23 protein-coding genes and 1 tRNA gene are annotated in these 26,563 nt (G+C 59.5%); 21 read left to right on the top strand and 3 right to left on the bottom strand.

The features are described from left to right. Nucleotides 1–11: 11 nt before the first annotated feature. The 11 genes from ACTHJ1_RS13740 to cls all read left to right on the top strand — a co-directional run bounded on the left by ACTHJ1_RS13740 (nucleotide 12) and on the right by cls (nucleotide 14,787). Entirely contained in the window at nucleotides 12–260 is a 249-nt protein-coding gene (locus tag ACTHJ1_RS13740; protein ID WP_440193268.1) for a DUF1488 family protein, read from the top strand. Nucleotides 261–695: 435 nt separating this feature from the next. Next, nucleotides 696–1,265 (top strand): hypothetical protein, encoded by a 570-nt coding sequence (locus ACTHJ1_RS13745; protein ID WP_440193270.1) that lies wholly within the window; start codon nucleotides 696–698, stop codon nucleotides 1,263–1,265. Between the two features lie 1,377 nt (nucleotides 1,266–2,642). Continuing rightward, nucleotides 2,643–3,440, top strand: coding sequence for a hypothetical protein (locus ACTHJ1_RS13750; protein WP_440193272.1), 798 nt, complete (start codon nucleotides 2,643–2,645; stop codon nucleotides 3,438–3,440). 23 nt (nucleotides 3,441–3,463) lie between these two features. Beyond that, nucleotides 3,464–4,531, top strand: a complete 1,068-nt coding sequence (locus ACTHJ1_RS13755) for a GSCFA domain-containing protein (protein ID WP_440193274.1) — start codon at nucleotides 3,464–3,466, stop codon at nucleotides 4,529–4,531. Nucleotides 4,532–5,214: 683 nt separating this feature from the next. Then, on the top strand, nucleotides 5,215–7,530 hold the full coding sequence (gene pgaA, locus ACTHJ1_RS13760; protein WP_440193276.1) for a poly-beta-1,6 N-acetyl-D-glucosamine export porin PgaA: 2,316 nt from the start codon (nucleotides 5,215–5,217) through the stop codon (nucleotides 7,528–7,530). 13 nt (nucleotides 7,531–7,543) lie between these two features. After that, nucleotides 7,544–9,565: a poly-beta-1,6-N-acetyl-D-glucosamine N-deacetylase PgaB gene (gene pgaB, locus ACTHJ1_RS13765; protein WP_440193278.1), complete on the top strand. Its 2,022-nt coding sequence runs from the start codon at nucleotides 7,544–7,546 to the stop codon at nucleotides 9,563–9,565. Beyond that, nucleotides 9,565–10,905, top strand: coding sequence for a poly-beta-1,6-N-acetyl-D-glucosamine synthase (gene pgaC / locus ACTHJ1_RS13770; protein ID WP_440193352.1), 1,341 nt, complete (start codon nucleotides 9,565–9,567; stop codon nucleotides 10,903–10,905). Before pgaB ends, pgaC begins: the two co-directional genes overlap by 1 nt. After that, on the top strand, nucleotides 10,902–11,327 hold the full coding sequence (gene pgaD, locus ACTHJ1_RS13775; protein WP_440193280.1) for a poly-beta-1,6-N-acetyl-D-glucosamine biosynthesis protein PgaD: 426 nt from the start codon (nucleotides 10,902–10,904) through the stop codon (nucleotides 11,325–11,327). Before pgaC ends, pgaD begins: the two co-directional genes overlap by 4 nt. 148 nt (nucleotides 11,328–11,475) lie before the next feature. Then, the gene (locus tag ACTHJ1_RS13780; protein ID WP_440193358.1) at nucleotides 11,476–11,664 is read left to right on the top strand and encodes a hypothetical protein; all 189 of its coding nucleotides are present in this window, start codon (nucleotides 11,476–11,478) and stop codon (nucleotides 11,662–11,664) included. Then, a complete protein-coding gene (locus tag ACTHJ1_RS13785) occupies nucleotides 11,640–13,292 on the top strand; it encodes a SulP family inorganic anion transporter (protein ID WP_440193354.1) in 1,653 nt (550 codons plus the stop codon). The genes ACTHJ1_RS13780 and ACTHJ1_RS13785 overlap by 25 nt, the downstream gene beginning before the upstream one ends. 40 nt (nucleotides 13,293–13,332) lie before the next feature. Next, on the top strand, nucleotides 13,333–14,787 hold the full coding sequence (gene cls / locus ACTHJ1_RS13790; protein WP_440193282.1) for a cardiolipin synthase: 1,455 nt from the start codon (nucleotides 13,333–13,335) through the stop codon (nucleotides 14,785–14,787). A 150-nt stretch (nucleotides 14,788–14,937) separates the two neighbouring features. On the opposite strand, the gene ACTHJ1_RS13795 is transcribed toward cls, so the two are convergent. Next, a complete protein-coding gene (locus ACTHJ1_RS13795; RefSeq protein WP_440193284.1) occupies nucleotides 14,938–15,882 on the bottom strand; it encodes a LysR family transcriptional regulator in 945 nt (314 codons plus the stop codon). Nucleotides 15,883–15,978: 96 nt separating this feature from the next. Here ACTHJ1_RS13795 and ACTHJ1_RS13800 point away from each other — a divergent pair, with 96 nt between their 5' ends. Together ACTHJ1_RS13800 and ACTHJ1_RS13805 are read left to right on the top strand one after the other, a co-directional pair. Then, complete coding sequence (locus tag ACTHJ1_RS13800; RefSeq protein ID WP_440193286.1) at nucleotides 15,979–17,433, top strand: N-acyl-D-amino-acid deacylase family protein; 1,455 nt, start codon at nucleotides 15,979–15,981, stop codon at nucleotides 17,431–17,433. Between the two features lie 61 nt (nucleotides 17,434–17,494). Continuing rightward, entirely contained in the window at nucleotides 17,495–18,460 is a 966-nt protein-coding gene (locus tag ACTHJ1_RS13805; protein WP_440193288.1) for a Bug family tripartite tricarboxylate transporter substrate binding protein, read from the top strand. A gap of 192 nt (nucleotides 18,461–18,652) precedes the next feature. Here the strand turns inward: ACTHJ1_RS13805 and ACTHJ1_RS13810 are convergent, their stop codons facing one another. After that, nucleotides 18,653–20,275 carry a putative bifunctional diguanylate cyclase/phosphodiesterase gene (locus ACTHJ1_RS13810; protein WP_440193290.1) on the bottom strand — a complete coding sequence of 541 codons (1,623 nt, stop codon included), beginning with the start codon at nucleotides 20,273–20,275 and terminating at the stop codon, nucleotides 18,653–18,655. On the opposite strand from ACTHJ1_RS13810, the gene ACTHJ1_RS13815 reads away from it, so the two are divergent. Next, entirely contained in the window at nucleotides 20,274–20,432 is a 159-nt protein-coding gene (locus ACTHJ1_RS13815; RefSeq protein WP_440193292.1) for a hypothetical protein, read from the top strand. The two genes, ACTHJ1_RS13810 and ACTHJ1_RS13815, sit on opposite strands and share 2 nt — an antisense overlap. Here ACTHJ1_RS13815 and ACTHJ1_RS13820 read toward each other — a convergent pair. Continuing rightward, the gene (locus ACTHJ1_RS13820) at nucleotides 20,413–21,111 is read right to left on the bottom strand and encodes a flagellar brake protein (protein ID WP_440193294.1); all 699 of its coding nucleotides are present in this window, start codon (nucleotides 21,109–21,111) and stop codon (nucleotides 20,413–20,415) included. The genes ACTHJ1_RS13815 and ACTHJ1_RS13820 overlap by 20 nt on opposite strands. A gap of 394 nt (nucleotides 21,112–21,505) precedes the next feature. On the opposite strand from ACTHJ1_RS13820, the gene ACTHJ1_RS13825 reads away from it, so the two are divergent. The 7 genes from ACTHJ1_RS13825 to ACTHJ1_RS13855 all read left to right on the top strand — a co-directional run bounded on the left by ACTHJ1_RS13825 (nucleotide 21,506) and on the right by ACTHJ1_RS13855 (nucleotide 26,545). Next, nucleotides 21,506–21,582, top strand: a tRNA-Arg gene (locus ACTHJ1_RS13825). 121 nt (nucleotides 21,583–21,703) lie between these two features. Continuing rightward, a complete protein-coding gene (locus ACTHJ1_RS13830; protein ID WP_440193296.1) occupies nucleotides 21,704–21,976 on the top strand; it encodes a hypothetical protein in 273 nt (90 codons plus the stop codon). A gap of 400 nt (nucleotides 21,977–22,376) precedes the next feature. Then, nucleotides 22,377–23,510, top strand: a complete 1,134-nt coding sequence (locus ACTHJ1_RS13835; RefSeq protein WP_440193298.1) for a porin — start codon at nucleotides 22,377–22,379, stop codon at nucleotides 23,508–23,510. Nucleotides 23,511–23,727: 217 nt separating this feature from the next. Continuing rightward, nucleotides 23,728–24,087, top strand: coding sequence for an NADH-quinone oxidoreductase subunit A (locus ACTHJ1_RS13840; protein WP_440193300.1), 360 nt, complete (start codon nucleotides 23,728–23,730; stop codon nucleotides 24,085–24,087). Between the two features lie 70 nt (nucleotides 24,088–24,157). Beyond that, on the top strand, nucleotides 24,158–24,634 hold the full coding sequence (locus tag ACTHJ1_RS13845) for a NuoB/complex I 20 kDa subunit family protein (RefSeq protein ID WP_440193302.1): 477 nt from the start codon (nucleotides 24,158–24,160) through the stop codon (nucleotides 24,632–24,634). A 6-nt stretch (nucleotides 24,635–24,640) separates the two neighbouring features. Beyond that, entirely contained in the window at nucleotides 24,641–25,273 is a 633-nt protein-coding gene (locus ACTHJ1_RS13850; RefSeq protein ID WP_440193304.1) for an NADH-quinone oxidoreductase subunit C, read from the top strand. Between the two features lie 12 nt (nucleotides 25,274–25,285). Then, entirely contained in the window at nucleotides 25,286–26,545 is a 1,260-nt protein-coding gene (locus ACTHJ1_RS13855) for an NADH-quinone oxidoreductase subunit D (protein ID WP_440193306.1), read from the top strand. The last annotated feature ends 18 nt before the right edge of the window (nucleotides 26,546–26,563 follow it).

Here is a 26,563-nt window from a genome sequence, read left to right on the forward strand (position 1 = left end):
GAGAGATCATCATGGCACACGATCCGAATGCTTTCTATAACCCGGACCGCGACATAGTGCAGTTCCGATTTACGGTTGCGCCCGATCGAGACTTGTTGTGCTACATCAGCACTGAAGCGCTCACAGATCATTTCGGATGCGATCGTAAACCAGCCAATTTGCTGCGCACGTATGTGGAAAATTGGAAACCCATCCACGAGATAGTTCGGAAAAAGTTAGCACGCGGTGAAGAGCCGGCCGTTCATACCGAAGATCTATAGGCCTACGCCCTGCATAGATACGAGTCGACTAATTTTTTGCTCATGATCTTCGCTTGCGCAATGTCACGACTGCTTCATTCCTCTTCGTCTTGACGCCAGCGTCTTTCATTGATTGTGCGTATGCCGAAATAGCGCCTGGCGTTGCCGCACATCCAGCAGCTACAAGGCGTGGGCGTGTCGATCAAGCGACCGAGTTGTACCGCGGTCTTATCAATGCCGGCCCACCAGGCGCGCCGCTTTTTCTTGAGTCGCGCCCGTTCGGCCCTTCGTTCTGCTTTTCCTGACATTTCGCACTCCGTTTCGTAAGTCGGATGTGCGAAAGCCCGCTCGAGGGCGGGCTATGAAAGCTAGTATTGTTAGGGATAAAGTGCGCCGATATGCTTAGGCGCAGCTCATTTCAGATGATACGATTTTCAGGCTTCGGAGGATCGTTACATGGATACGCAGCAACTGCAAGATGCTATTCAAATACTTAAAAGCGTCAAGCCGCTGTTTGAAAGCCCATCAAGCCAATGGATTACAGCAAGTATTGGTATCGCAGGTGCGGCTGTTGGCAGCATTGCGACTTTCTTCCCAAATTGGTTGCTGGAGCTATGCAAGAAAAAGAGCGAAAGAACAAATATCTCGAACGCGTTGATTGCTGAGGTCAATGCGCTTTTGAAAATTGTTAGCTATCGGCGATACATCGAAGAGATGGAGCAGGTAGTAGCGCGTTTAAACGCAGCACCGCCAGGAACGAGGTTCAAGTATGTCGTGAAAGTACAAGAGCACTATGCAAGGATTTATCAGGCCAATATCGAACGGCTAGGGATACTTGACACAGATCTGGCCGTCAAGATCATTGAATTTCATCAGATGATTGATGCTGTAGTTCAAGACATCAGACCTGGCGGTGTGATTGCAGATCAAGGCGGTGACGCTGAGGGATTTCGACAGATGCTCGAAATCGCTCAAAAAGCAAAGAACATAGGTGAAGAGATAACTCATGCGCGCCATCAAGCGTAGAGTTGGCAGCCTTCTCGTCGACTCACGAAATCGGCACTTCCATGACTTCACGAAAAGCGGGTTTGTAAAGCCATATGCGCTCGAAAGCGTGTGCGTCTATCGCGGCCATCCTAATGGTACCCATAACGGTTTGTGCAGCAGATGTGGGGGCTCTCATAAAGCCGACAGACAACGCGATACGCGCCATTATGGAGCGTGTCGTTATAGGGAATCTTTATTGGATCGGATCACCTGAGAGTCAGGAGATGAAGACTGAACAGTTCGTGAATGTGCGCATTCGTCGAATAGTTCGGAAGAATTACATTGATATTTGGGTATGTGGGTCTGCGCACAATTCTTTTTTCCCGATTGACTCCCGCTTCTTGATCGGCCTAAGTACAAAAACGCGAGATATGGGACTACACCTTCAAAGCGTAGATGTGGAAGACCCAACGAGCCCGGCATCATTGTGGCGGGGAACAGACGTGAATTGGAATGCCTGCGAGACCGCCGAGTGACTGACACTCCCAAGTTCGTCTACTCTGACCTTAGAGGAATCATGTAGCCCTGGAGGCGAGTCCGACGTGGGGCAACGCCTTGCTACCCTATGCAAGTGCGCTACCCCTTAGGTTTGGGTCTTCACTCGTAACCCGAACTGATGGCCGCCAGTTGGCTCAGACCCGCCAATATCGCATGCCGGAGCGTTCCCAGCGCTCAAGCTTTGGGGGCGTTTTTGGGGGCGTTATCAGATTTAAAATAGACTAGATCAAGCATTTATGCGGCTTTCCAGCCACAATTTCAGTCTCGCCGACGCACCAGAAAGCAGTACAAAGCAGTGCAATGCCTACATAAACCCTAGAGAAATCAACGCTCTAGGGTTTTTTATTTGTGCAGGGCAGTGCATCACAATACATTGCCATACCATCATTCTTGTTGGTGTCTTGGTCGGTATCTGCCGAAATTCGGCGGCCAGCTCCGGCGCTGGAATTATCGTTATCTGGGCAAGCAAAAGACGCTAGCCTACGGCTGCCCCAGACTTGCTCAGCAGCTTACCGATAAAGCCATCGGAGCCCCTTAAGCCTCCAGCAGGGGTCTACTACCTACTGGCGCCGCGAGCGGGATTTGAGCCAGTTTTGCAGGTGATGCCGAAGTAAAAGTGAGCCAAACGTTCAATCTGCCTCGATACTTTTTTGAGCAGCAGGGCTTCAGGTGACCGCTATGGACATGATTGGCAGAATCCGATGACTGCATACACTGACATCCCTGTCAGCTTTGAATACAGCAGCTCTAAATCACTCGAGTAGTATTGCCGATCATGATAGGATTTTGGTGATGTTGTAGGGCAAAGCAGATAAAGTTGTCAGTTATCTTTGCGGAAACTTGGAGCATTGCATCTATATGTCAAAAATAGCGATTATCGGCTACTGCCAGACTGTAGCATTGCTGAATGCCATAGGATCCTGGCGCCAATCGCTTCGCCGGGATCTGACTACTGAAAATCCCAATATTGACGCTCCCTTTGGTTGGGAGAATGTCAACACGAAAGGGCGTCTCTTCGATATAACGTCAATAGATGAATTTCCAGAGTTTTGTGGCGCAAAATTCTGTTTGCTAAATAGCGAGACACACCCAGCTGCTCATTTTAAAAAAAATGAAGCAGGGGAGTTGAGTATTGACTGCACTTACGAATTGAGGCAGTTTTTGGTCGATGTGGCTGATTTTGACGTTATTGTGTCTGTGATCAATGGCAGCGAGCTTAGCAGGGCCACATACTTGCCGGATTTTGATATCTTTCCATATGAAGATATCGATGCAGAGCGCCCCCCGATCGATGGTCTCTATGTCAACCAATGGACACAGCAGTCCGTATCTTGGGTTGAGGCCTGTTTATTTGTGATGCGACACTTTCAGCCGCACAAAAAAATTATTCATGTGGCTCCACCGCCACCGTTGCTCATTATGGGCAAAAATGGAAAATATACGCCGTTGCGCTCGTCGATTAGAATAAAAATTCACCGAGAAAACATGAAAATGATGCGCCAAATAACATCAAAGCTGAATATTGATTTCATTGAAGAACGATTAGAAGCATTCACTACGGATGGCTTTTTGAAGCCCGAGTTTGATGACGGCTATGGGCGAGGAAATATTGAGTTCGGCCGACTTACTGCTAGAAAAATTATCGAACTCATTTAAACAGACACTATGAGATAAGCACTATGCATCCATATAGTAGTCTTCCTGATTTGCATTTCTGGCGCCGAAGTGTGGAGGGGCGGTCGGTTGCAGATGTCGACTATGACCCAGAGCCGAAGTTTGTATTCAGAATTGAAAATGATCTCTTTGCTACGGCTGGTTCTTGTTTCGCTCAGCATTTCGGCCGAGCATTGGTTGATCGAGGCGGACATTTACTTGTCGGCGAAAAGCGGCATCCGATGGTTCCGGAAGGAGCTGGGCACGGATATGGCGTGTTTTCAGCGCGTTATGGCAATCTTTATACAACTCGACAATTGCGGGAGCTGGTGCAACAGGCCGCTGGTTTAAGAAAGCCAATCTTCGAGTTCGTGCAACGACCCGATGGTCGTTGGTGCGATGCCCTGCGCCCGCGAGCTGTGCCTGATGGCTTCTCGTCCGAAGCTGACGCGATGGCCGATCGGCGATATCACCTTAGGCGAGTGCGTAGTGTATTGTCTTCATGTACGGTCTTTGTTTTTACGTTGGGACTCACTGAGTCTTGGATAAACAAGGTCTATGACTATAGTTACGGAATTTGTCCAGGGGTCATTGCCGGCACATTTGACCCAAGCATTCACGAATTCAAAAACATGTCTTTTGGAGAATGCTTGGACGATCTCAATACGACGTTTGATATTGTGCGCAGCATAAATAAAAACGTTAAAGTACTTTTGACCGTCTCGCCAGTCATGCTGGTCGCCACGGCAGAACGACGCGGTGTTCTACAGTCTTCCATCGCTTCAAAGAGCATCTTGCGCGCCGCAGCCGATGAGTGCGTCCGAACGCTATCATATGTAGACTATTTTCCTTCCTATGAGATCATTACGGGTCCTCAAGCCCGTGGAATTTACTACGAAGAAAACATGCGAGAGGTTGGAGAAGAAGGTGTGCAATTTGTGATGAATATGTTCTTCAAGTCACGAATTACGAGGCAAGCAACACCAACGGACAATATAAAAATAACGCACTCAGAACCTGAGGCCGTAAACATGCTGGATATAGTTCGAAGCCTTCAATCCGATTGTGATGAGGCTTATTTAGATAAAAAATAACACCTTCCCCTATTCTGATTGAGATAAAAGCGGACGTAGGCGAACGGGAACACGCAAATAGTGTGAATTCCTCCCTTTTTACTCAGCCATTGCATCGTCATGCCGTCGTTCTCCCCGACACCCGTAGCGAACACGCAGAGCATGCCCTGTGCCGCGGCCTAGAAATCCCGTCAGAAATTCGTCATACATGCCAGCATGTCGGGTTTGGGCAACAATGCAGCCTGCGCTTTCCGGCTGCTAGCCTTGACGGTCTGGGCCGCGCTTCATAGAATCTCAGCTCAACAGCATGTGTCCCTGCATAACCTACCGCCAGGGAGCATGCGCTGAAGACGCAAGGTTATGCTTCAAGAATGCGGTTCAGAAAGCCGCAGCTCCGCCTTGCCAGATCTGGCGCCGCTTGCCATGACTGCTTTCAGAACTCTCCCCCTGCATTTTCAATTGCAGCGCTTCTACCTGTGCTGTAGCATCGGCACTGAGTACCCGCAACACTCACCGCAAATCAGGTCCTTCCGGCACCCAGCCGGATGCAGGCATAAGTACCGATAACGAACGCCGCCTGACGACCTCGCGTCCCGCAAGGCAAGACGTCGCATCCGATTTCCGATTCTCGCGAGTCGTTTCGCGAGAATGCCTAGGCATATCCGCACGATGCGGGCATGCCTTGCGAGCAAGTGAGTAACTTCATGCCGATTTATTTACCTCGTGCCGCGATGGCGATCTGCGCCGCGCTCGCTTTTCCGGTTTTGTGGTGGGCAGCGCTGCCCGACGGCGAAAGCAAGCTTATTCAGGACTATGAATCGGCCGCGCCCGGAGGGAGCCTGTCCGCGTCGTCGCTGATCGCCGTCGCACGCGCCTATCGCGATGCCACGCAATGGGACAAGGCGCTGGCCTTGTTCCAGGAGGGCGAGCGCCGTTTTCCGTCGCAGGTGGCGTTCACCTTGGGCCGGATCATGACGCTGGCCGACGCCCGGCGCATCCCCGAGGCGGTGGCCTTGGGTGAAAAGCTGGTGCAACGCCAGCCGCGCAACCCCGACAGCTATCTTGCCCTGGGCTATGCCTACCAGATAGGCAGGCAGCCTTATGCCGAACTCGACCAAAACACCAGGGCCTACGACCTGGCGCCGGACAAGGCGTATGTGGTGCGTTCTTACATCCAGGCGCTGCAGAACGCGGGCCTCGCGCAAAACGCCCTGCGTGTGGCCGACGCGCATCCCGGCATGCTGGATGCGGCGCAGATCAGGGCGCTGCAGGCCGACACGGCCGCGCAGCTGACCCGCATCGCGGATACCTCCGCGCGAGGCGAGGCCGAGCGCTACATGGTGGCCGATCGCGCGCTGGCCTTGTACGACACGCTGATCCCCGAATGGCAGGCCCAGGGACCCGCCGCGCGCGCCGACGTCGAGCGCCTGCAGGTCGACCGGCTGCTGGCGCTGCACGCGCGCGCGCGCATGAAGGATGTCGTCGCGGGCTATGAGGCCATGGCCGCGCGCGGCGTGGCCGTTCCCGCCTATGCGCTGAGCGATGTGGCCGATGCTTACCTCTACCTGCGCCAGCCCGAGAGGGCGGCGCAGCTATACCAGCGTTCGCTGGCTTCGGCGGCAGACAGAGAAGACCCGAAGGCCCGGGTCAACGATCAGACGGGGCTGTTCTATGCCTTGACGGAATCAGGCCATGCGGACAAGGCCAACACCGAATTGAAAGCCGCCGTCGCCGGGCAGCCGACGTGGCTGTACGTCCCGGGAGATCCGTCGCGCCAGCCCAACGATCTGAAGCTGGACCTGGCGCTCACCCAGGGGCAGGGCGACCTGTACGAAGGCGACACGCCGCAGGCGCAGAAGCGTCTGGATGCGATGGTGGACGCCGCGCCCGGCAATACCCGCTTCTATACGGCAAGATCCCAGATTTATCGCTCGCGCGGTCTTCCCCGGCATGCCGAGCAGGATCTCGCGCTGGCGCAGGCACAATCGCCGCGCTCGATCGACGTCGAGACCAATCAGGGCGAGACGGCGCTCGACCTGCAGGAATGGCGCCAGGCGCGGCTTCTGCGCGACGACGTGGTGAGCCGCTCGCCGCAGAGCCTGTCGGTGCAGGACCTGGCGCGTGATTGGGACATCCACAATATGTCCGAACTGCGCGTGACGGCCGGCCACGATGTATCGACCGACAGCCCCGTGGTGGGCAGCCACGAAACCGATCTCTCGTCGACGCTGTACTCGCCGCCCATCGATGAAAACTGGCGCGCGTTTGCCGGCGCAGGGTATTCGTACAGCGACTTTCCGGAGGGCGTCGGCACTTACCGCTGGGCGCGAGCGGGCGCCCAATGGCGTAGCCGCGGCGTCACGGTCCAGGGAGAAGTCTCAGGCAACGATTTCGGCTATGGGCTGCGCGCCGGCGCCGCGCTGTCGGGCTCGGTGGACCTGAACGACCACTGGCAGATCGGCGGCGGCGCAGCCCTGCTGTCGCGCGATGCGACCCCGCTGCGTGCGCTCAAGCATGACATCACAGCCAACAGTCTGAACGCGAACGTGCGCTGGCGCGGCGACAACCGCACCGAATGGAGTCTCTCGTTCACGCCCTCGCATTTCACCGACGGCAACACGCGAATGGAGATCAATGCCGCCGGACTGCAGCGCCTGTATACCTCGCACCGATTCAAGCTCGACGCGCTGCTCGACCTGTCCGCCTCGCACAACACGCTGGGCAATGCGACCTATTTCAATCCCAGGTCCGATCTGACAGCCGTGCCCGAACTGCGGCTCACGCACGTGCTTTATCAGCGCTACGACACAGACTGGGAGCAGCAAATCGTGGCGGGGGCGGGTACCTACACGGAGCAGGGCTACGGCACGAGCGGCCTGTACACCGTGGGCTACGGTCAGCGGTTTCGCTACAACAAAGTGCTGGACGCCGGCTTCATGCTGTCCGCCACGTCCCGAACCTACGATGGCCAGCGTGAGCGCGACTACTCCGTTCTGGTCGATCTGACATACCGATTCTGAGGCGGAGCATCTTATGTCGCTTTTTCTTTCCCGCCGGCGCTACCTGCTGCTGGCTTGCTATGTCCTTCTGCTGCCGGCGCATGCAGGCGACATCCCGACATTCATCCCGCCCGCCCAGCGGGCCGTATCCAGCGTCGACAAGCCCTGGCCGGTCAATCATTTCATCACGCTGGCCTATCACGACATCGAAGATAACGGCCGCAACCAGACGTTCGTGGCTGTGCGCACGGACCTCTTCGTGGCCCAGATGCAGTGGCTGCACGACAATGGTTACCAGCCCATCTCGATCGACCAGATCCTGGCCGCCAATCAAGGCGGCAAACCTTTGCCGCCCAAGGCCGTGCTGCTGACCTTCGACGATGGCTTCCGGAGCTTCTACGCCCGCGCCTATCCCATCCTGAAGGCCTACGGCTGGCACGCCGTCTGGGCGCCGGTGGCGGCCTGGGTCGGCGCGCCGCCGGACACGGAAGTGAACTTCGGCGGCGTGATGGAGCCGCGCAGCCGCTTCGCCACCTGGAAAGAGGTGCGCGAGGTGTCGCAATCCGGCCTGGTCGAGATCGCGTCGCACACCTATGACCAGCACATGGGCATTCCAGCCAACCCCCAGGGCAACACCGAACCGGCCGAGACCACGCATCGCTACGATGCGGCCACGCATACCTACGAAACGGACGCCGTCTACCGCAAGCGCATCCGCGACGACGCACGGCGCATGACCGAGAAGCTGCGCGAGGTCACCGGCAAGACGCCGCGCGTATGGGTGTGGCCATACGGATCGGCCAACGGCGAGGCGATCTCCATCATCCGCAGTCTGGGCTACAAGGCGGCGTTCACCCTGGACGACGGCCTGGGCAATGTGGATCGGCTCATGTCCGAGCCGCGCGTCCTGGTGGCCGGCTCTCCCGACATGGCCGGCTTCGCCCAGCTCGTGCTGAGCGCGGAAGCGCATCCTATCGTGCGCGTGGTGCAAGCCGACCTGGACTACGTGTATGACCCGGATCCGGCGCAGATGGACAAAAACCTGGGCGCGCTGGTGCAGCGCATCGTCGACATGGGCGTCAGCACGGTTTTCCTGCAGGCCTACGCCGATCCCAAGGGCGACGGCCTGGTCAAATCCGTTTATTTTCCGAATCGCTGGCTGCCTATGCGGGCCGATCTTTTCAACCGGGCGGTCTGGCAATTGCAGACGCGCGCACACGTCAAGGTCTATGCCTGGATGCCGGTCCTGAGCTTCGATCTGGACCCGTCCATCGCGCGTGTCACGCGCTGGGACCCGAGCAATCCCGATGCGGCGCCGACGCCGGATCCGTCGCAGTACCGGCGGTTGTCGCCGTTCGATCCGCGCGCGCGCGCCGCCATCATCGGCCTGTATGAAGATATGGCGCGCAGCGCGCCGATCGGCGGCGTCCTGTTCCATGACGATGCCGTGCTCGGCGATTTCGAAGACGCCGGTCCGCAGGCGCTGGCGGCCTACGCCGGGGCGGGCCTGCCCGGCTCGATCCAGGCGCTGCGTGCCGACCCGGACGCGATGCGGCGCTGGGCCCGTTTCAAGAGCCGGTATTTGATCGACTTCACGCGCACGCTGATCGAGCATGTGCGCGAAGTGCGAGGACCGCAGGTCAAAACCGCGCGCAATATCTTTGCTGAACCGATACTCGATCCGGATAGCGAAGCGTGGTTCGCCCAGAACCTGAACGATTTCCTTCAGGCCTATGACTGGACCGTGCCCATGGCCATGCCGCTGATGGAGAAAGTGCCGGCCGGCCAGGCCCGCAACTGGCTCGACATGCTGGTGTCCGCCGTGAAGAAGCATCCGGGTGCGATGGACCGTACGATTTTCGAGCTGCAAAGCCGCGATTGGAGCAAGCCCGGCGAACCCGGTGTCGACAGCAAGGTGCTGGCCGGCTGGATGCAGCAGCTCAAGCTCGATGGCGTGAATAATTTCGGCTATTACCCTGACGATTTTGTGCGCAACCAGCCCGCGATCAAGACGATCCGGCCCGTCATCTCGCAAGAATGGTACCCCTACCGATGATGTTCGACCGACTGTTTGCCTTGCTTATCCTGTGCGTCGTGCTGGGCGCGCCTCTGGGCGTGGCATTGACCTGGACCGGCAATTTGATCCTGGACTTCGTCTTCTTCTATCCGCTGTTCATGTCCGCTCTGTGGATGTTCGGCGGCCTGTACTACTGGTTGCACTGGGAACGCCACTGGAAGTGGGGCGAGGACGTCGCGCCGCCCGAGCTCAAGGGCCATCCGCAGGTCTCCATCCTGATCCCGTGTTTCAACGAAGCCGACCACGGGCCGTCCACCATTCTGGCGGCGCTGGGTCAGCGCTATCTGAATGTGGAGGTGATTGCCATCAACGACGGTTCCTCCGACGAAACCGGCGCCATGCTCGACAAGCTCGAAACCGAGCACGACCGGCTGAGGGTCGTGCATCTGGCGCAAAACCAGGGCAAGGCGATGGCCTTGCGCATGGGCGCGCTGGCGGCACATGGCGAATATCTGGTTTGCATCGACGGCGATGCGCTTCTCGATCCGAACGCCGTGCCTTATCTGGTCGCTCCGATGCTTGAAAATCCGCGCGTGGGGGCGGTAACGGGCAATCCGCGCATCCGCACGCGCTCGACGCTGATAGGTCGCGTCCAGGTCGGCGAGTTCTCCTCCATCATCGGCCTGATCAAGCGCACGCAGCGCATCTACGGCCAGATCTTCACGGTGTCCGGCGTGATCGCCGCATTCCGGCGCAGTGCGCTGGATCGTGTCGGGTACTGGAGCCTGGATATGGTGACCGAGGACATCGACATCAGCTGGAAGCTGCAGCGCGATCACTGGTCGATTTTCTACGAGCCGCGCGCCCTGTGCTGGATACTCATGCCGGAAACGCTGCGCGGGCTGTGGAAGCAGCGCCTGCGCTGGGCCCAGGGCGGCACCGAGGTGCTGCTCAAGAACATCCGCACGATCTGGGTCTGGCGGCACCGGCGCCTCTGGCCCATGCTGCTGGAATATTGCCTGTCCTCGATCTGGGCCTTCGCCTTCGCGCTGTCCGTCCTGCTTTGGGCTCTGGGCCATTTTATGGCCTTGCCGCCTCAGGTACACATCCACAACCTGGTGCCTCCCGCATTCACCGGCATGCTGCTGGCGATGGTCTGCCTGGGGCAGTTCAGCCTGAGCATATGGATAGACCGCCGCTACGAGCCCGGGCTTACCCAGACGCTGTATTGGATGATCTGGTATCCGCTGGTCTACTGGCTCATCAGCATGCTGACCACGCTGTGCAGCTTTCCCAAAGTGCTGTTCAAGACGCCGCGCCAGCGTGCCCGCTGGACCAGCCCCGACCGGGGCATCAAGAAATCCGACGAAAAATCATGATCATCCGGACACCGCGTTCTCTGCTGCATTTTCTCATCGACTCGGTGTTGACCGCGCTGGCGTGGTTCGCGTTCCTTTACCTGCTCGCCAACGGCGTCGTGTCGATCGTGAAAGGCGATCGGCAAGGTACGGAGGAAATATCCACGCTGAGGCATCTGCTGCCGTCCCTGGGTACCCTGTTGGTCTACTTTTTGGTGGCCGTCTGCATTGCGTTGGTGCTGTACGCATGGGCAAAGTACAACGCCAAGCGTTTTGGCGGGCTGGACCGGCGCGCTTCGCCGCCCGCGCTCTCGCGCGAGGACCTGGCGGCCAGCTTCGGCATCTCCGTCGAGCAGCTCGATCAGTTGCGCCGCAGCTATGTGTCGGTGATTCACCACGCGCCCGATGGCCATATCGTCGGGATCGAGACGCGCGTCAGCTAGCCCCGGTGCCGCGGCTTAAATCGGTAAACTCCCGCCTTGCCCGGAATCGCGGCTGACCGCAGAGCCAGCCGGAAAGCGGCCGCAAGCGTTACGATGCCCCGACGCTGCGACGCGCAAACGAGGCGGCGACAGCAATAGGGAGCAAGCCATGACATACGGCAACGATATGGGTGTCAATGCGGCCCGGGCCGAGCGCCCGCAGCCTACGCAGTTTATGGCGGGTCATCGGCAGGTCAGCGTCTATGGCGATTGCCGGCAATCGCCAGGCGCAAGGCAGCGCAGGCACGCGGCCGCCGAACGCCATCTTCCGGGCTGGTCGCGCGAGGCGCGCAACTGATGCGCGACTTGATCGCGGCCGCATCGATAGCAGGCCTGCTCATTCCCGAGGCGGTCGCCTACTCCGGTCTGGCGGGCTTGCCGCCGCAGGCAGGCCTGATCGCGCTGGTGATCGGCCTGGTCGTATACGGGCTGACCGGCAGCAGTCGCTACGCCATTGTTTCGTCAACCTCGTCGTCGGCTGCGGTGCTGGCGGCTACCGTGCAAAACATGGCCGGTGGTCCGGGCGCGCACCTGGCGGTTGCCGCGATGCTGGTGGCGGTGACGGGCGTTCTTTTCATGTTGGCCTCCGCGGCGCGCCTGGGCGGCATGTCCGATTTCATTTCCCGGCCGGTGCTGCGCGGATTCACCTTCGGGCTGGCGCTGACCATGGCGATCAAGCAGCTGCCGACTTTTCTGGTGGTGCCGATCAGGCACGGCGATACGCTGCGCATTGTGGTAGACCTGCTGGCCGGCCTGCCTCATGCCAACCTGGTCAGCCTGGCGGTAGGCGGCCTGGCGCTGGCCTTGCTGTTTGCCTGCGGACGCGGTTCGCGCTTGCCTGCGTCTCTGATGGTCATCATCATGGGCATCGCAGCGAGCTATGTCGTCGACTGGCAGCGATACGGCGTCGCCGTGGTGGGCGCCATCGATCTGCAAGATATCGGCCTGCACGTACCCCGGCTCGATCGCAATGCCTGGCTGCAGGCGATCGAGCTGGGCATGGCGCTGGTGCTCATTCTGTATGCCGAGTCGTATGGCTCGATACGAAACTTCGCGCTCAAGCACGGCGATACGGTGTCGGCCAATCGCGACCTGTTCTCTCTGGGGTGCGCCAACCTGCTGTCCGGCCTGCTGCGCGGCATGCCGGTGGGGGCGGGATATTCGGCGACATCCGCCAATGAAGCAGCCGGCGCTCAATCGCGCCGCGCCGGTCTTTGCGCGGCGCTCATCATCGTGCTGGCAGTGTGGCTGCTGCTGCCGCAACTGGCACGCACGCCCGAGGCTGTGCTGTCTGCCATCGTCATCTTCGCCGTCAGCCATTCCCTGCGTCCGGCGGTGTTCCGTCCTTATTGGGTCTGGCGGCGCGATCGGTTGGTGACGGCTGCGGCTATTTTGGCCGTGCTGGTGTTGGGCGTGCTGCACGGCCTGCTGGCCGGCATCGGCCTGAGCCTGATCATGACGCTGCGCAAGCTGTCCGAACCCAAGCTGAGCATGCTCGGGCGTCTGGGCGATAGCCATGACTTTGTCGACCTCGCTCAGCATGCCGAGGCAAAGGCCGTTCCGGGCGTGCTCATCGTACGGCCCGAAGCGCAGATGTTCTTCGCCAACGCCGACCGGCTGTTCAACGGCGTAATGCAATTGATCTCGGCACAGCCCGACTTGCGGGCCGTCATGCTCAGTCTGGAGGAAAGCCCGGATCTGGACGGCACGGCGCTCGAATCTCTGCAGCTCTTAACCGCTGCGTGCCGATCGCGCAAGGTACCGCTGATATTGGCCCGCTTGAAGCCTGCCGCTTTGCAAGTGCTCGAGCGTGTGGCGGACGAGCAGGGGGCAGGGGTCGTGCTGTCCGAATTGAGCGTAGACGAAAGCCTGCTGTTGTTGCCGCCGCAGCCTGTTTCGGCGGGAGTAAAGCCGGACGATCGTTAAATTACTATCCTTCCATGAAATCACGAGAGGCCGATCGTCGATGGAAACCCCACCGTCGCATTTGATTTCGATAGTCCTGCTGACGCTGATCCATCTTGCGGTCATCGTGAGATCGCTGCTGGTCGAGAGCCGCAATCCCTATTCCCGGGCGGCGTGGCTGCTGATCCTGCTGCTATTGCCGATGATCGGCGTCGCGGCCTATGTCCTGTTCGGTGAGCCGTGGGTGGCGCTGCAATTCCGGCGCCGGGCGAGGAGAGTGTCCAGAGAACTGGAGCGGCACGAAGGCGTTGCCGCCGCCGCCGCCGCGGCCGTGCTGACAAGCGTGCCGAACCGATTCCATGCGGCGTTCAGGGTGTGCGAACGCATCGGCCGCTGGCCGGCCGTGGGCGGCAATAGCGCCACGATCGCCGCCGATTCCAACGCCGCGATCGATTCGATGGTGCGCGATTTCGACGATGCGCGTGCAACTATCCATATTTCTTTCTACATATGGCTGACCGACCACAATGGGCTCAAGGTCGTCGAGGCCTTGAAGCGGGCGGCGCTGCGCGGGGTGATATGCCGGGTCATGGCCGACGCCATAGGCTCGCGCGCGATCATCAGATCGGAGCATTGGCGCACGATGCGCGACGCCGGCGTGCGACTTTGCGTTTCGCTCAAGATGCGCCGAGGACTCGCCTTTCTGGAAGGTAGCCGCATCGATTTACGCAATCACCGCAAGATCGTGGTGGTCGACGATCGGATCACATATTGCGGCAGCCAGAACTGCGCCGATCCCGAATTCCGCATCAAGCCCGATTTCGCCCCTTGGGTGGACATCATGATGCGTTTCGAAGGCCCGGTGGTGCGTCAGAATCAGATGCTCTTCGTCGACGCCTGGATGGTGGAGGCCGGTGAGGATCTGTCCGGCGCCATCGCGCCGTTACCCGCGCTACCCGCGGTCGGCGGCTTTCCGGCGATTGCCTTCGGCACAGGCCCCATGTCAGCCAAAGGCGCGATGTCGGACGCGTTCGTCGGCGTTCTTTACGGCGCCGAGCGGGAGGCGATCATCTCGACACCGTATTTCGTGCCAGATCCACCTCTGATGGAAGCCCTGATCTCCTGCGCTCGGCGCGGCGTGGAGACGACGCTGATCTTGCCCGCGCGCAACGACTCCGTCGCGGTGGGCGCGATGAGCCGGGCGACCTATGCCGAACTGACCGAAGCGGGGGTGAGAATCTTCGAGTTTTTGGGCGGGCTGCTTCATGCCAAGACGCTGGTCGCCGACGGCGAAGCGGCTTTGATCGGCTCGGCGAACATGGACCGCAGAAGCCTCGAGCTCAATTTCGATAACAATATTCTGCTTTATTGCCGCGACACCGCGGCAGCGATCCGGGACCGGCAGCATATCTACCTGGCCAACGCCCGCGAAGTCTCACGCAGCGACATGCGCAAGCGCCCCATGCGCCGAATTCTCTGGCAGAATCTGCTCACCATATTTGCGCCTATTTTCTGATCGATGCCGTCGCCTGTCGCAATACCGAGATTCTGGCGGAACGCATCGCTCACCTTCATCGAGGCGTGAAAAATCGAAGACGAGCGGAACGTCTGCTGCGCCAGGCATGCGTGCAGGCATCGAGTAAAACGGCTTGTCGCATCGATAAGGCTATAGGCAGCGGCAGCCGACGGGCAGCTTCGTTTTCCTGGCATGCGCGAGTATGGCTTTTATGAAAGCCTGGGCGGCCGGGGTCGGCGTAATGTCGCGCAGAGTGATGATGTGCAGCGTGCGCATGACCACCGGACGAGCCAGCAGCGCAAAGCGAAGCCCGGGCTGCATGACGCGATGGGCTGCCAGGGCCGGCATCAAGGCGATGCCCAGCCCGGACAGGACCAGCGCGGCTTGGGACGTCGTGCTGGACGCTTCGTAGAAAGGCGCGGCAGCTTCGATGGGGATGTCTGCGCGGGAACGGAGCAGAGCCATTATTCCGGTCTGGTCCACGACGCCGACGAGCTTGCGTCCGGCCAGCGCTTTCCAGTGCAGTGTCCCGTTGCGAGCTGGCGCGATGTCAGGGTCGTCGGCGCGGTATAAGGCGCCGAACTGATCCTCCAGCAGCGGTTCGAAATGCAGACCGGGCGCGTCCGCCCAACGACTGGTAAGGCCGAAATCGAACTCGCCCGAACTCACCAGGCGCTGGATATTGCCCGAGTCGTCATCGCGCAGATACAGGCGGATACCGGGGTAGCGGCTCGAATAGGACGCCGCGGCCGGCGCGATGAGTTCGGTAATCGCAGAAGGCGCCGCGGCAACGCCCACACGGCCTCGCTCCAGCGCGCCGTATCGCACGGCATCGCCGATCACACCTTCGAAATCGGCCAGCAAGCGCATCACGCGGGGAAGAAACTCCTGCCCCAGCGCCGTCAGCAGCACTTTGCGGCTGGTGCGGGAAAACAATTCCGCTCCCAACGCGGTTTCGATCTGCCGTATCAGCGTGGTCACCGAAGACTGTGTCTGAAAAAGCCGGGCGGCCGCACGCGTGAAACTGCTTTCCTGAGCAACCGCGACAAAGGCGTTCAGGTGTTTGATCGTGATGTGCTTGGGTAGGCGATTCATTTCAAAATGAGATTGATCGATCAATTAAAAGAATTTTTTCAGATTGATTCTCAAGACGATACTGCATCGGAAATCAAATCCGAGACTGGATCCGTCATGACCGTTGCCCCTGCGCCGCTTTCCGAACCGCTCGACCTGAAAATCGTCGGAGGCATTGTGCTCGACGGCAGCGGCGCGCCGGGATATCGGTCAGACGTAGGCATCTGCGGCGACAGGATTGCGGCCATCGCAGATCTGTCGCGGTCGCCTGCCGGTCGCACCCTGGACGCAGCCGGCAAGATCGTCGCGCCCGGGTTCATCGATGTGCATGGGCACGACGATCTGATGTTCCTCGAGAAACCGGATCTGAGCTGGAAGACCACTCAGGGCGTCACCACCGTCGTGGTGGGCAATTGCGGCATGAGCGCCGCGCCGGCGCCGCTGGCGGGCAATCGGGCGGCGGCTTTGGCCCTCTTGGGCAAGACCCCGCTTTTTCCCGACATGGCGACATACCTGGATGCCCTGAAGGATGCCCGCCCCATGATCAATGTCGCGACGCTCGTGGGACATGGCAACCTGCGGCTGGCGGTTATGGCGGATCCGTCCGGCGCGCCCGACCCCAACGAGCAGAGAGCCATGGAGCACATGCTTGAAGAAGCCATGCAGGCGGGCGCTGTGGGGTTTTCTACCGGCTTGGCGTACGAACCCGGCGGTTACGCCACGCCGGATGAGCTTGTAGGCCTGGCGCGCGTGGCCGCGCGGCATGGCCGGGTGCACACCAGCCATATCCGCAACGAGGCAGATGCCGTCGAGGCCTCGGTCGAGGAAGTTCTGGGCGTCGGGCGCGCGGCCGCCTGCGCCACGGTTCTCTCGCATCACAAATGCATGATGCCGCGCAATTGGGGGCGTAGCGCGGCGACATTGGCCAAGATAGACCAGGCGCGCGTCGAAGGCCTGGATGTCGCGCTCGACATCTACCCTTATTCGGGAAGCTCCACCATCCTGATCCCGGAACGAGCTGAATCTCTCGATGAAATCCGCATTACCTGGTCGACTCCGCATCCCGAATGCAGCGGGCGCTATCTGGCCGACATTGCCGCGCAGTGGCGGTGCTCGCGAACCGAGGCTGCGCAGCGCCTGCTGCCCGCCGGAGCGATTTATTTCGCCATGGACGAAGACGAAGTCAAACGCATCTTTCGACATCCGCGCTGCATGGTCGGTTCCGACGGCCTGCCTGGCGATGCCAGGCCGCACCCCCGGCTCTGGGGCTCGTTTACTCGGGTATTGGGCCGATATGCGCGCGACTCGGGCCTGATGTCTTTGGAATCGGCGGTGGCAAAAATGACGTCGCTGCCGGCCCAGGTATTCGGTCTCGAAGGGCGGGGCATTCTGCGGCCCGGTGCGAGTGCCGACGTCGTGGTCTTCGATCCTGATTCGATCCTGGACCTGGCCTCCTGGGACGAACCCACGCGCCCCTCGCAAGGCATCGTCGCCGTTCTGGTAAACGGCGTTGCCGTCTATCCGCCAGCGCATCGCCAGGCGCGGCCGGGCAAGGTCCTGCGGGCGAAATGAACGACCTGTCGTCTTCAATCGAATTTTTCGACAATACCCTCAACGCAAGGAGATCTGCATCATGATGCGCAAACTTTGTGCCGCCTTGGCACTGGTGTTCCTGACGTCAACCGCCTGGGCTGCTTTTCCCGACCACCCCCTTACCCTCATCATTCCGTTCCCGGCGGGCGGTCCGACGGATATCGTCGGCCGTGTGGCTGCAGCCAAGGCAGGGGCGATGCTGGGGCAACCGATCGTAGTGGAGAACCGGGCCGGCGCCTCGGGAACCATCGGCGTGGGTTTCGTGGCGCGTTCCAAGCCCGACGGCTATACCTTGGGGCTGGCGACAGTCTCCACCCAAGGCACGGCTCCGCATCTCTTCCCGAACCTGCCCTACGATCCCGTGCGTGACTTCACGCCGATCAGCAATCTGGCGGCGAGCCCGAATATTCTGGCGGTCAATCCCAAATATCCGGCCAAGAACCTGGCCGAGTTCGTCGCGCATGTGCGGGCCAATTCCGGCAAGGAGAGCTATGCCAATGCGGGGGCCGGTGGCGTGAACGACCTGGGAATGATCTGGTTTCTCCAGCTCATCGACGCCAAGATGAGCAGCGTGGCCTACCGCGGATCGGCTCCGGCAATCAATGACACCATCTCGGGCGTCGTGCCGGTGATCTTCGATAACTTCCCCTCAACGCTGCCGTATGTAAAGAGCGGCATGCTGCGTGCGCTGGCCATTACCGGCACAGCGCGCAATCCGCGACTGCCCGATCTGCCGACTTTCGCCGAGCAGGGTTATCAGGGTTATGACGTGACCTCCTGGTACGGCGTGGTGGCTCCTGCCGGGCTTCCCGATCCGGTCCGCGACAAGCTGGCTCAGGCTTTCGAACAGGCAATGCATGATCCGGACACGGCAGCCAAGCTGGAAAACGCGGGCGCTTTTCCCGTGGGCAACACGCCTCAGCAGTTCGCCGATCAGATCAAGGCCGAAACGCAGCGCTGGGCAGAGGTAATCCGCAAGGCGGGTATCAAGCTTCAGGCGAATTGATTTCTCCCGCAGCCTGACGTCGTCAGGGGTATTGTGCGAGCCCGTGGCCGAAAGCGCTGCTTTTCTTCCCGGCCACTAGCGTTCACCCGACCTCTTCAGATCGAACCGCCGGGCTATTGCCGAGCAGCGGCGCACTCGGCCGGAATCGGGCACTCATCTGTTTCACCGAGCGCATGCGCCTACTCATGAGACTCAATCCGGCGATCGGGGCTCGATAGGCTGTGCGCTGGTTCGCGATTCGAGAAAGCGCAGAAAATCGGTCTCCGGAGCGGGGCGATGGATTGCGTAACCCTGCCCGTATTCGCAGCCCCATTCGCGCAGTAGCGCCAGCGAGGCATAGTCCTCGATGCCTTCGGCCACCGTTTCCAGCCCGAGAGACTGGGCGAGAAGCAGAATGGCGCGAACGATCTTCTGGTTGTTGGGGTTCGTCGCCAGCGTTTTGATGAAAACCTGATCGATCTTCAAGGCCGAAGCGCGCATCTTCTGCAAATAGGCCAGCGAAGAATGGCCTACCCCGAAGTCGTCGATGGCTACGCGGTATCCGCGTTCGCGCAGTTGCGAAATCACACGGATACCGTGGTCGAGATCCATCATCACTGCGCTTTCCGTGATTTCCAGTTCGATGTCGTCCGCCGTCAGACCGTATCGGCGGGCGTTGATGTCGATCGCATCGAGCAGCGTGTCATCTCGCAGATTATGGACCGAGAGATTCACCGACACGCGCTGCCTGTGACCCGCGGCGCGCCAGCCCGACATGTCGGCGAACACGGTGGCGATCACGCTGCGAGTCACGCGATCGATCAACATGGTTTCTTCGACTTGTGGAATGAACAGGCCTGGCGGCACCAGGCCGCGCTGCGGATGATTCCAGCGCAGCAAGGCCTCGCTGCCGACCACCTCGTCGGTGGGCAGCGCGATCTTGGCCTGGTACCAGACCTGCAGCTCGCCGCGCGCGATGGCGCCGGGCAGGGCGCCGAGCAGGCTCAGGTTCTCCCGGTTGGTGTGGTCGTTCGCCAGGTTGTAGATCGAGCTGGATGACTTGCTCAGATCGGCCCAGTGCATGGCGACGCCCGCCTTTTGCAGCAGGTCTTCGGCCGTGCGCGCATGCTCCGGAAAGTGCGAAAGGCCGACGTTGGCCTTGACGTGGATGGGCACGCCATCCACCACGTAGGATTCGTTGAAGATTTCCTCGATTCGGTCGAGCGTCGACTGATGCGGCTCGTCGCTATCGATCACGATCGCGAGCCGGTCGTTCTGCATCAAGGCGAACAGGGACTCGGGCGGCACCATCTGCTTGGTGCGATCGATGATCTGGCGCAGCAGGCGCGCGCCGAATTCGGATCCGAACGTGTTCTGAATATCGAGCAGGCCGTTGAGCTGGATTGCCGCGACGATCAGCCTGCGCTCATCGGGCGTCCTGCGTATCATCTCGTTCAACGCCAGGGTCAATCCCGACAGATTCAGCAGATCCGTGTCGTCATGGTGATCATGCAGCCATTGCAGCTTATACAGATAGCGACGGAACAGCTGCGACAAAGCGCCGACCAGGGCTCCGTTGATGCACAGGAAGATAAGACGGTAGACCCAGTTCAGAAAGGTCTGCATCTCTCCCGTAAGCGTATTGATCGGCATCAGCGGACCCAGGGCCAGTCCGCCGATGATGCCTGCTAGGACGCCGCCCCATACCCCGAAAGCGAAGCCGCCCAGCACGACCGGAACATAGATCAGATGCGACCAGGAGTAGCGGATGCCTCCCGTTGCATAGACCAGCCACGCGGTAGCCAGCGCCAAGGCAACGATCACGATTGCCGACATGGCTTTCGCCATCGTGGGCATCGCGATCAGCGCGGATCCGATCCGTCGCCGCAACCCTGAATTCGCCTTCTCCCTGCGCAGTGCGTCCGTCATGATCGCTGCAACGCCTCATCGTAAAAGCCCGGGAGGAGAAGAGCTCAGGTTTTCGTTCCCTTGAGCATTGCCAGCTCTTTCTCTACCTGCTGGATGTATCTTTGCAGCTTGATCTCCTGCTGCATCGACAGGTTCTCGAAAATGCAGCCGATGTGATACACCTCTTTGCGATTGGCCAGCTCGATCTTCTTGCAATTGACGACGCGCAGATCGGTTTCGAGGCTGCCGTTTTCCCGCAGGTCGATGTAGGCCTCGGGCAGTCGCGTGCCGGGGTCGACGGGATCGGGCGAGCGCAGGCCTATGCCGCTCAACGACAGGTCGTTTATTTCGACGTCGTATTCGCGCTCGCCGCTGTGGGAAAGAAGCATCTTGCCCGAGCAATGGAACGGATCGATGATCGGCGTGTTGACGCGAAAGAACTGACGGCGCTGTATGTAGAACAGCACATCGGGCAGCGTCGACATGAGCGCCGATCGGCCGTCGAATTTTGTAGCTCGCACGATCGACAAATCGAACTCGATGTTGACGCCGCCGCTTTGTCCGCGGAACCGGCTGCGCGTTGCGGCCAGGAGCGCTGCGTTGGCTTCGCTGCTCTGGCTCGAATCGAAAATGAGGCTGTTTTCGTGAACGTCGACATCGAGCAGGCAGGTGATGAATTGCTGGCCGCGAAAGTGGACTGTGTAGAGATCCCCGTTATTTACCGACTGCGCCAGATATCGGCTTATGGCACGAGGGTTATGCACACCAAAGGCGGCCCTGGGATCTTCAATATCCCTTTTTTTGATTTCCGTGTTGCTGCTTTGCGGGTCGTTCATTTTGGATGGAGGAAAAAAACTCGTCAGGAGACCCGCCCAACCGCATGGAGCAGCACCAGCCGGTGCATGCAAAATTTGGGGAGACGGACGAAATGTCTCTTGCGTTGCGTCTCGCGCAAAATAAGGTAACCAGATTCGTGGTTTATAACAAACCCACTATGGTTTGTCTGCGAGAAAGATGCGGCGGGAGGCGGCTTGTGCGGGTTGGGCCAACATTCTAAAAAACTGATATAATCTTTTTCTTTGCTTCTTTGGCTATGGCTTGTTTTAGGCCAAAAACGCAAAAAAGCGGCAGCAAAATTAATAGATGCTGCAGCAAAATGCGCCCGTAGCTCAGTTGGATAGAGTACTTGGCTACGAACCAAGGGGTCGTGGGTTCGAATCCTGCCGGGCGCGCCAGATTTCTCGTCAAAAGTGTCGCCTGAGTGCGGCGGCTAAATATATATGCCGCGGCGGGGTCGCCAAGATGAAGCAAATGGTTATGCAAACGGCCTGAAGATGAATCTTCAGGCCGTTTTTTTTGGCTTATCCATTCCGTCTGGCGCAGGGCGGCCTTGAACGTCGCCTGACTCAACGCTTCTTTGAACGCCTCACGCGTGTCGATTGCGGCAAAACCGATCGGGCGCCAGGTGGCGTTCCTGCCTTCGGTGTCAATAAATTGCATGCCGGTATCCAGGGTGTCGTGCTGGGCGGCCTGGGTTTGCGCCCGGCTGCGCCAGCAAAGCCAGCAGACACGGTGGCAGCGAGTAGCGTTCTTTTCATCTTTTTCATTGAGAAATCTCCGTCGACTTGAGTGACGAGAGCGGAACGTCAATCAGCTGCTCTTATGTCCCTAAATTTCAATACGGATTTCTAATGAGCGATGCCGGAATGCAACATCGGAAGCCGGCCAAGAGCGGTTGCGCTAGGTTGGCTGCGCTGGTTAAGGTTAAATAAAGAAAAGCCGCAAGGAATGTCGCGTGCTCGCTTATGTGGCCCCGATTTTCCTGGGGTACTCCCTAAGTTGGCGGTGTCGTGTGTTGCAGGTTTCCAACAAGAAGAACGCAAACCACGTCTTTTCAGGCTCGGAACGTAGCCAGTGGCGCTAAATTTTGTTGGAATACTCTCAACTTCCCTTAGCGGAGTTAGGGGGGCATGCAGGGCAGCGTAGCTGCATTGCTGCTCTTGTCACTCAAATCAACGGAGATTTCTCAATGAAAAAGACTCTGCTCGCTGCCGCCCTGTTTGCCGGCTTTGCTGGCTTCGCTGGCGCGGCCCAAGCGGAAACCCAGGTTACCCTGTACGGTATTCTGGATACGGGTATCCAATTCGCCAACGTCAAGACGACGGGATCTAAGGGTGTCAGCTACAGCTCGGTCGGCACGGCCAATGGCATCCAGTCCGGTCCTCGTTGGGGCATGAAGGGTACGGAAGATCTGGGCGGCGGTACGCAAGCCACGTTCCAGCTCGAAAGCGGCTTCCAAGTCACCAACGGCAAGTCGAACCAAGGTTCGCGTCTGTTCGGTCGTCGCGCCTTCCTGGGTCTGCAGAACGCCTCCTGGGGTATGGTCCGTGCTGGCCGTGGCCCCACGATCTCGACCGACATGCAGCAGAGCGGTGCTAGCGATCCGTTCGGCTACTCCTTCGGCCCGCTCAACCTGGGTAACGTCGCGACGTCGATCAACACCTACCGTACCGACAACGAAATCGGTTACATGAGCCCGGTGTTCGCCGGCTTCCAGGTCGGTGGCAGCTATAGCTTCAACGTCAACGACAACGGCTACAGCGCTGGCAACCCGATGGGCAGCAGCACCACCCCCGGTTTCGACCTGACCACGACCTACACGAACGGTCCTCTGTTCGCCGGCCTGACCTACGCTCAGACCGAGATCCATGGTTCGGGCTCGATCCGCCAGCTCGTGGCTGACGCTTCGTACGACTTCCAAGTCGTGCGTGTGTACGGCGCTTACATTCGCGGCTGGAATGGTCTGGTTGGTGGCGCCTCGGTCGGCACCATCGATGGCTCCTCCATCAGCGCTTTCACCGCCCCCAACGGCAACCAGTACTACAACGGTATGAAGCAAAACGCCTTCATGCTGGGCGTGTCGGCTCCGGTTGGCACCGCTACCACCCTCTTCGCCACCTTCCAGCATCAAACCCTGGGCGGCTCGCAGACCTCTGGCTACACCAGCAATGGTTCCGCTCAGAACGTCTACGGCATCGGCGCTCAGTACAACCTGTCCAAGCGCACCAACGTGTACGCTGGCCTGGGTTACGTCAACGGCGCTGGCAACGTTGACGGTCAGAAGGAAACGATCGGCGTGGTCGGCATGCGCCACCAGTTCTAATCCAGCGCGGGGTGTATAACCCCGTTATGGATTCGAGCAACTGGCTCACAAGGCGGGCTTCGGCCCGCCTGTCAAAAAAACCGCTCGAAAGGGCGGTTTTTTTATGTGCTTCCCGTGTTTTACCTGCAGTTGGTAAAGCAGATGTAAGCGGCGTCAGCCGAACGTAACCGGCTAACTGCTACAATCTACTAGTTTGTGCATTGACGATGGACGCCCAATGAACCTGCAACAGTATTTCCCTGTCCTTCTCTTTATCGTAGTGGCAACCCTGATCGGGTTTGCGCTGATAGGAGCGGGCTCCGTAATCGGCCCCAAGCGTCCCTACGCCGAAAAACTCTCCCCCTACGAGTGCGGTTTCGAGGCTTTCGAAGACGCGCGGATGAAGTTCGATGTGCGCTACTACCTGGTGGCCATTCTCTTCATTCTTTTCGATCTGGAGATCGCCTTTCTCTTTCCCTGGGCCATTGCCCAGGGCGCGTTGGGCCTCGTCGGCTTCTGGACCGTCATGGTCTTCCTGGCCGTCCTGACGGTCGGCTTTATCTACGAATGGAAAAAGGGCGCACTGGATTGGGAATAAGCAGTGCGCTCGGGGTTATGCCCCGACTGCCCAGGCAACCCATTCCCCGTACCCCAAGTCGAGAACTACCATGGCTATAGACGGCATTCTCAAGCAAGGTTTCATCACCACCAGCGCCGATAAATTCATCAACTGGGCCAAGACCGGTTCGATGTGGCCCATGACCTTTGGTCTGGCCTGCTGTGCGGTCGAGATGATGCACGCCGGCGCGGCGCGCTACGACCTGGACCAGTTCGGCATCGTGTTCCGACCCAGCCCGCGCCAGTCCGATCTGATGATCGTGGCCGGCACGCTGTGCAACAAGATGGCGCCCGCGCTGCGTAGGGTCTACGACCAGATGCCCGAGCCGCGCTGGGTGGTTTCCATGGGCTCCTGCGCGAATGGCGGCGGCTATTACCACTATTCGTATTCCGTGGTGCGCGGCTGCGATCGCATCGTGCCGGTCGATGTCTACGTGCCGGGCTGTCCGCCCACCGCCGAGGCGCTGGTCTACGGCCTGCTGCAAATGCAGAACAAGATCCGCCTGACCAACACCATTGCACGCTGAACACCCATGACGACCAGGCTCGAAACCCTGAAATCCAAGCTGCAGGCCGCTTTTGGCGAAAACGCGGCAATCACCGAAGCCTTCGGTGAAATCACCCTCGAAGTGCCGGCCGACCAATGGCTCGCAGCGGCAAATCGCTTGCGTACGGACGCCGATCTGCACTTCGAGTCGTGCATTGATCTGTGCGGCGTCGACTATCTCACCTACGGCAATGCCACGCGCTCCGAGCACGAGGGGCAGGGCGCCGCAGGCAGCCGCTTTCCCGGCCGCTATGCGGTGGTGACGCACCTGCTCTCTTTCGAGCACAACTGGCGTTTGCGTCTGCGTACCTGGGCGCCTGACGACGAGTTTCCGATGGTGGCCTCGCTCATCGAGTGCTGGCCCGGCGTCAACTGGTTCGAGCGCGAAGCCTTCGACCTGTTCGGCATCGTCTTCGAAGGCCACCCCGACCTGCGCCGCATCCTGACCGACTACGGCTTCATCGGCCATCCCTTCCGCAAAGATTTTCCCCTGTCCGGCACGGTGGAAATGCGCTACGACGACGAGCAGCGGCGCGTCGTCTACCAGCCCGTCACCATCGATCCGCGCGAAATCACGCCGCGCGTCGTGCGCGAAGACACCTACGGCATGGGGCGCTGACAGCGATAAAACATGGCAGAAATCAAGAATTACACGCTCAACTTCGGCCCGCAGCATCCGTCCGCGCACGGTGTGTTGCGTCTGGTGCTTGAACTCGACGGCGAAGTCATTCAGCGCGCCGACCCGCATATCGGTCTTTTGCACCGCGCCACCGAAAAACTGGCCGAGCACAAGACCTATCTGCAGGCGCTACCCTACATGGATCGCCTCGACTACGTGTCGATGATGTGCAACGAGCACGCCTACGTGATGGCCATCGAGAAGATGCTGGGCATCGAGGTGCCGCTGCGCGCGCAATACATCCGCGTGATGTTCGATGAAATCACCCGCATTCTGAATCACCTGATGTCGGTGGGCTCGCATGCGCTGGACGTGGGCGCCATGGCGGTGTTCCTGTACGCCTTCCGCGAACGCGAAGACCTGATGGACTGCTACGAAGCGGTCTCGGGCGCGCGTATGCACGCGGCCTACTATCGCCCGGGCGGCGTTTATCGCGACCTGCCCGACACCATGGCGCAGTTTCAGGCCAGCTCGAAGTACCACCGCAGCGAAAAAGACATCAAGGCGTTCAACAATGCCCGTTCCGGTTCGCTGCTCGATTTCATCGAAGAGTTCACCAACCGCTTCCCGGGCTGCGTGGACGAATACGAGACATTGCTCACCGACAATCGCATCTGGAAGCAGCGCCTGGTGAATATCGGCATTGTCGATCCCGATCGCGCCAAGGCGCTGGGCTTCACCGGCCCCATGCTGCGCGGTTCGGGCATAGCCTGGGACACCCGCAAGACCCAGCCCTACGAAGTCTACGATCTGATGGACTTCGACATTCCCGTCGGCGTTAACGGCGACTGCTACGACCGCTATCTGGTGCGTGTGGCCGAAATGCGCCAGAGCAACCGCATCATTCGCCAGTGCGTGGAGTGGCTGCGCAACAATCCCGGTCCGGTGATGAGCGACAACCACAAGGTGGCGCCGCCCAAACGCGTGGGCATGAAGACCAATATGGAAGAGCTGATCCACCACTTCAAGCTCTTCACCGAAGGCTTTCATGTGCCCCCGGGCGAGGTCTTCTCCACGGTCGAGCACCCCAAGGGGGAGTTCGGCGTGTACGTGGTGTCCGACGGCGCCAACAAGCCTTATCGCCTGAAAATTCGTGCGCCGGGCTTTGCCCACTTGCAATCGCTCGACGAAATGACCCGCGGCCACATGATTGCCGACGCAGTCACCATCATCGGCACACAGGACATCGTTTTCGGCGAGGTCGATCGCTGAGCCGCGTCGCGCTTGGTC

This window comes from Bordetella sp. (assembly GCF_051960075.1).
In the GTDB taxonomy this organism is placed as follows: Bacteria; Pseudomonadota; Gammaproteobacteria; order Burkholderiales; family Burkholderiaceae_B; genus Bordetella.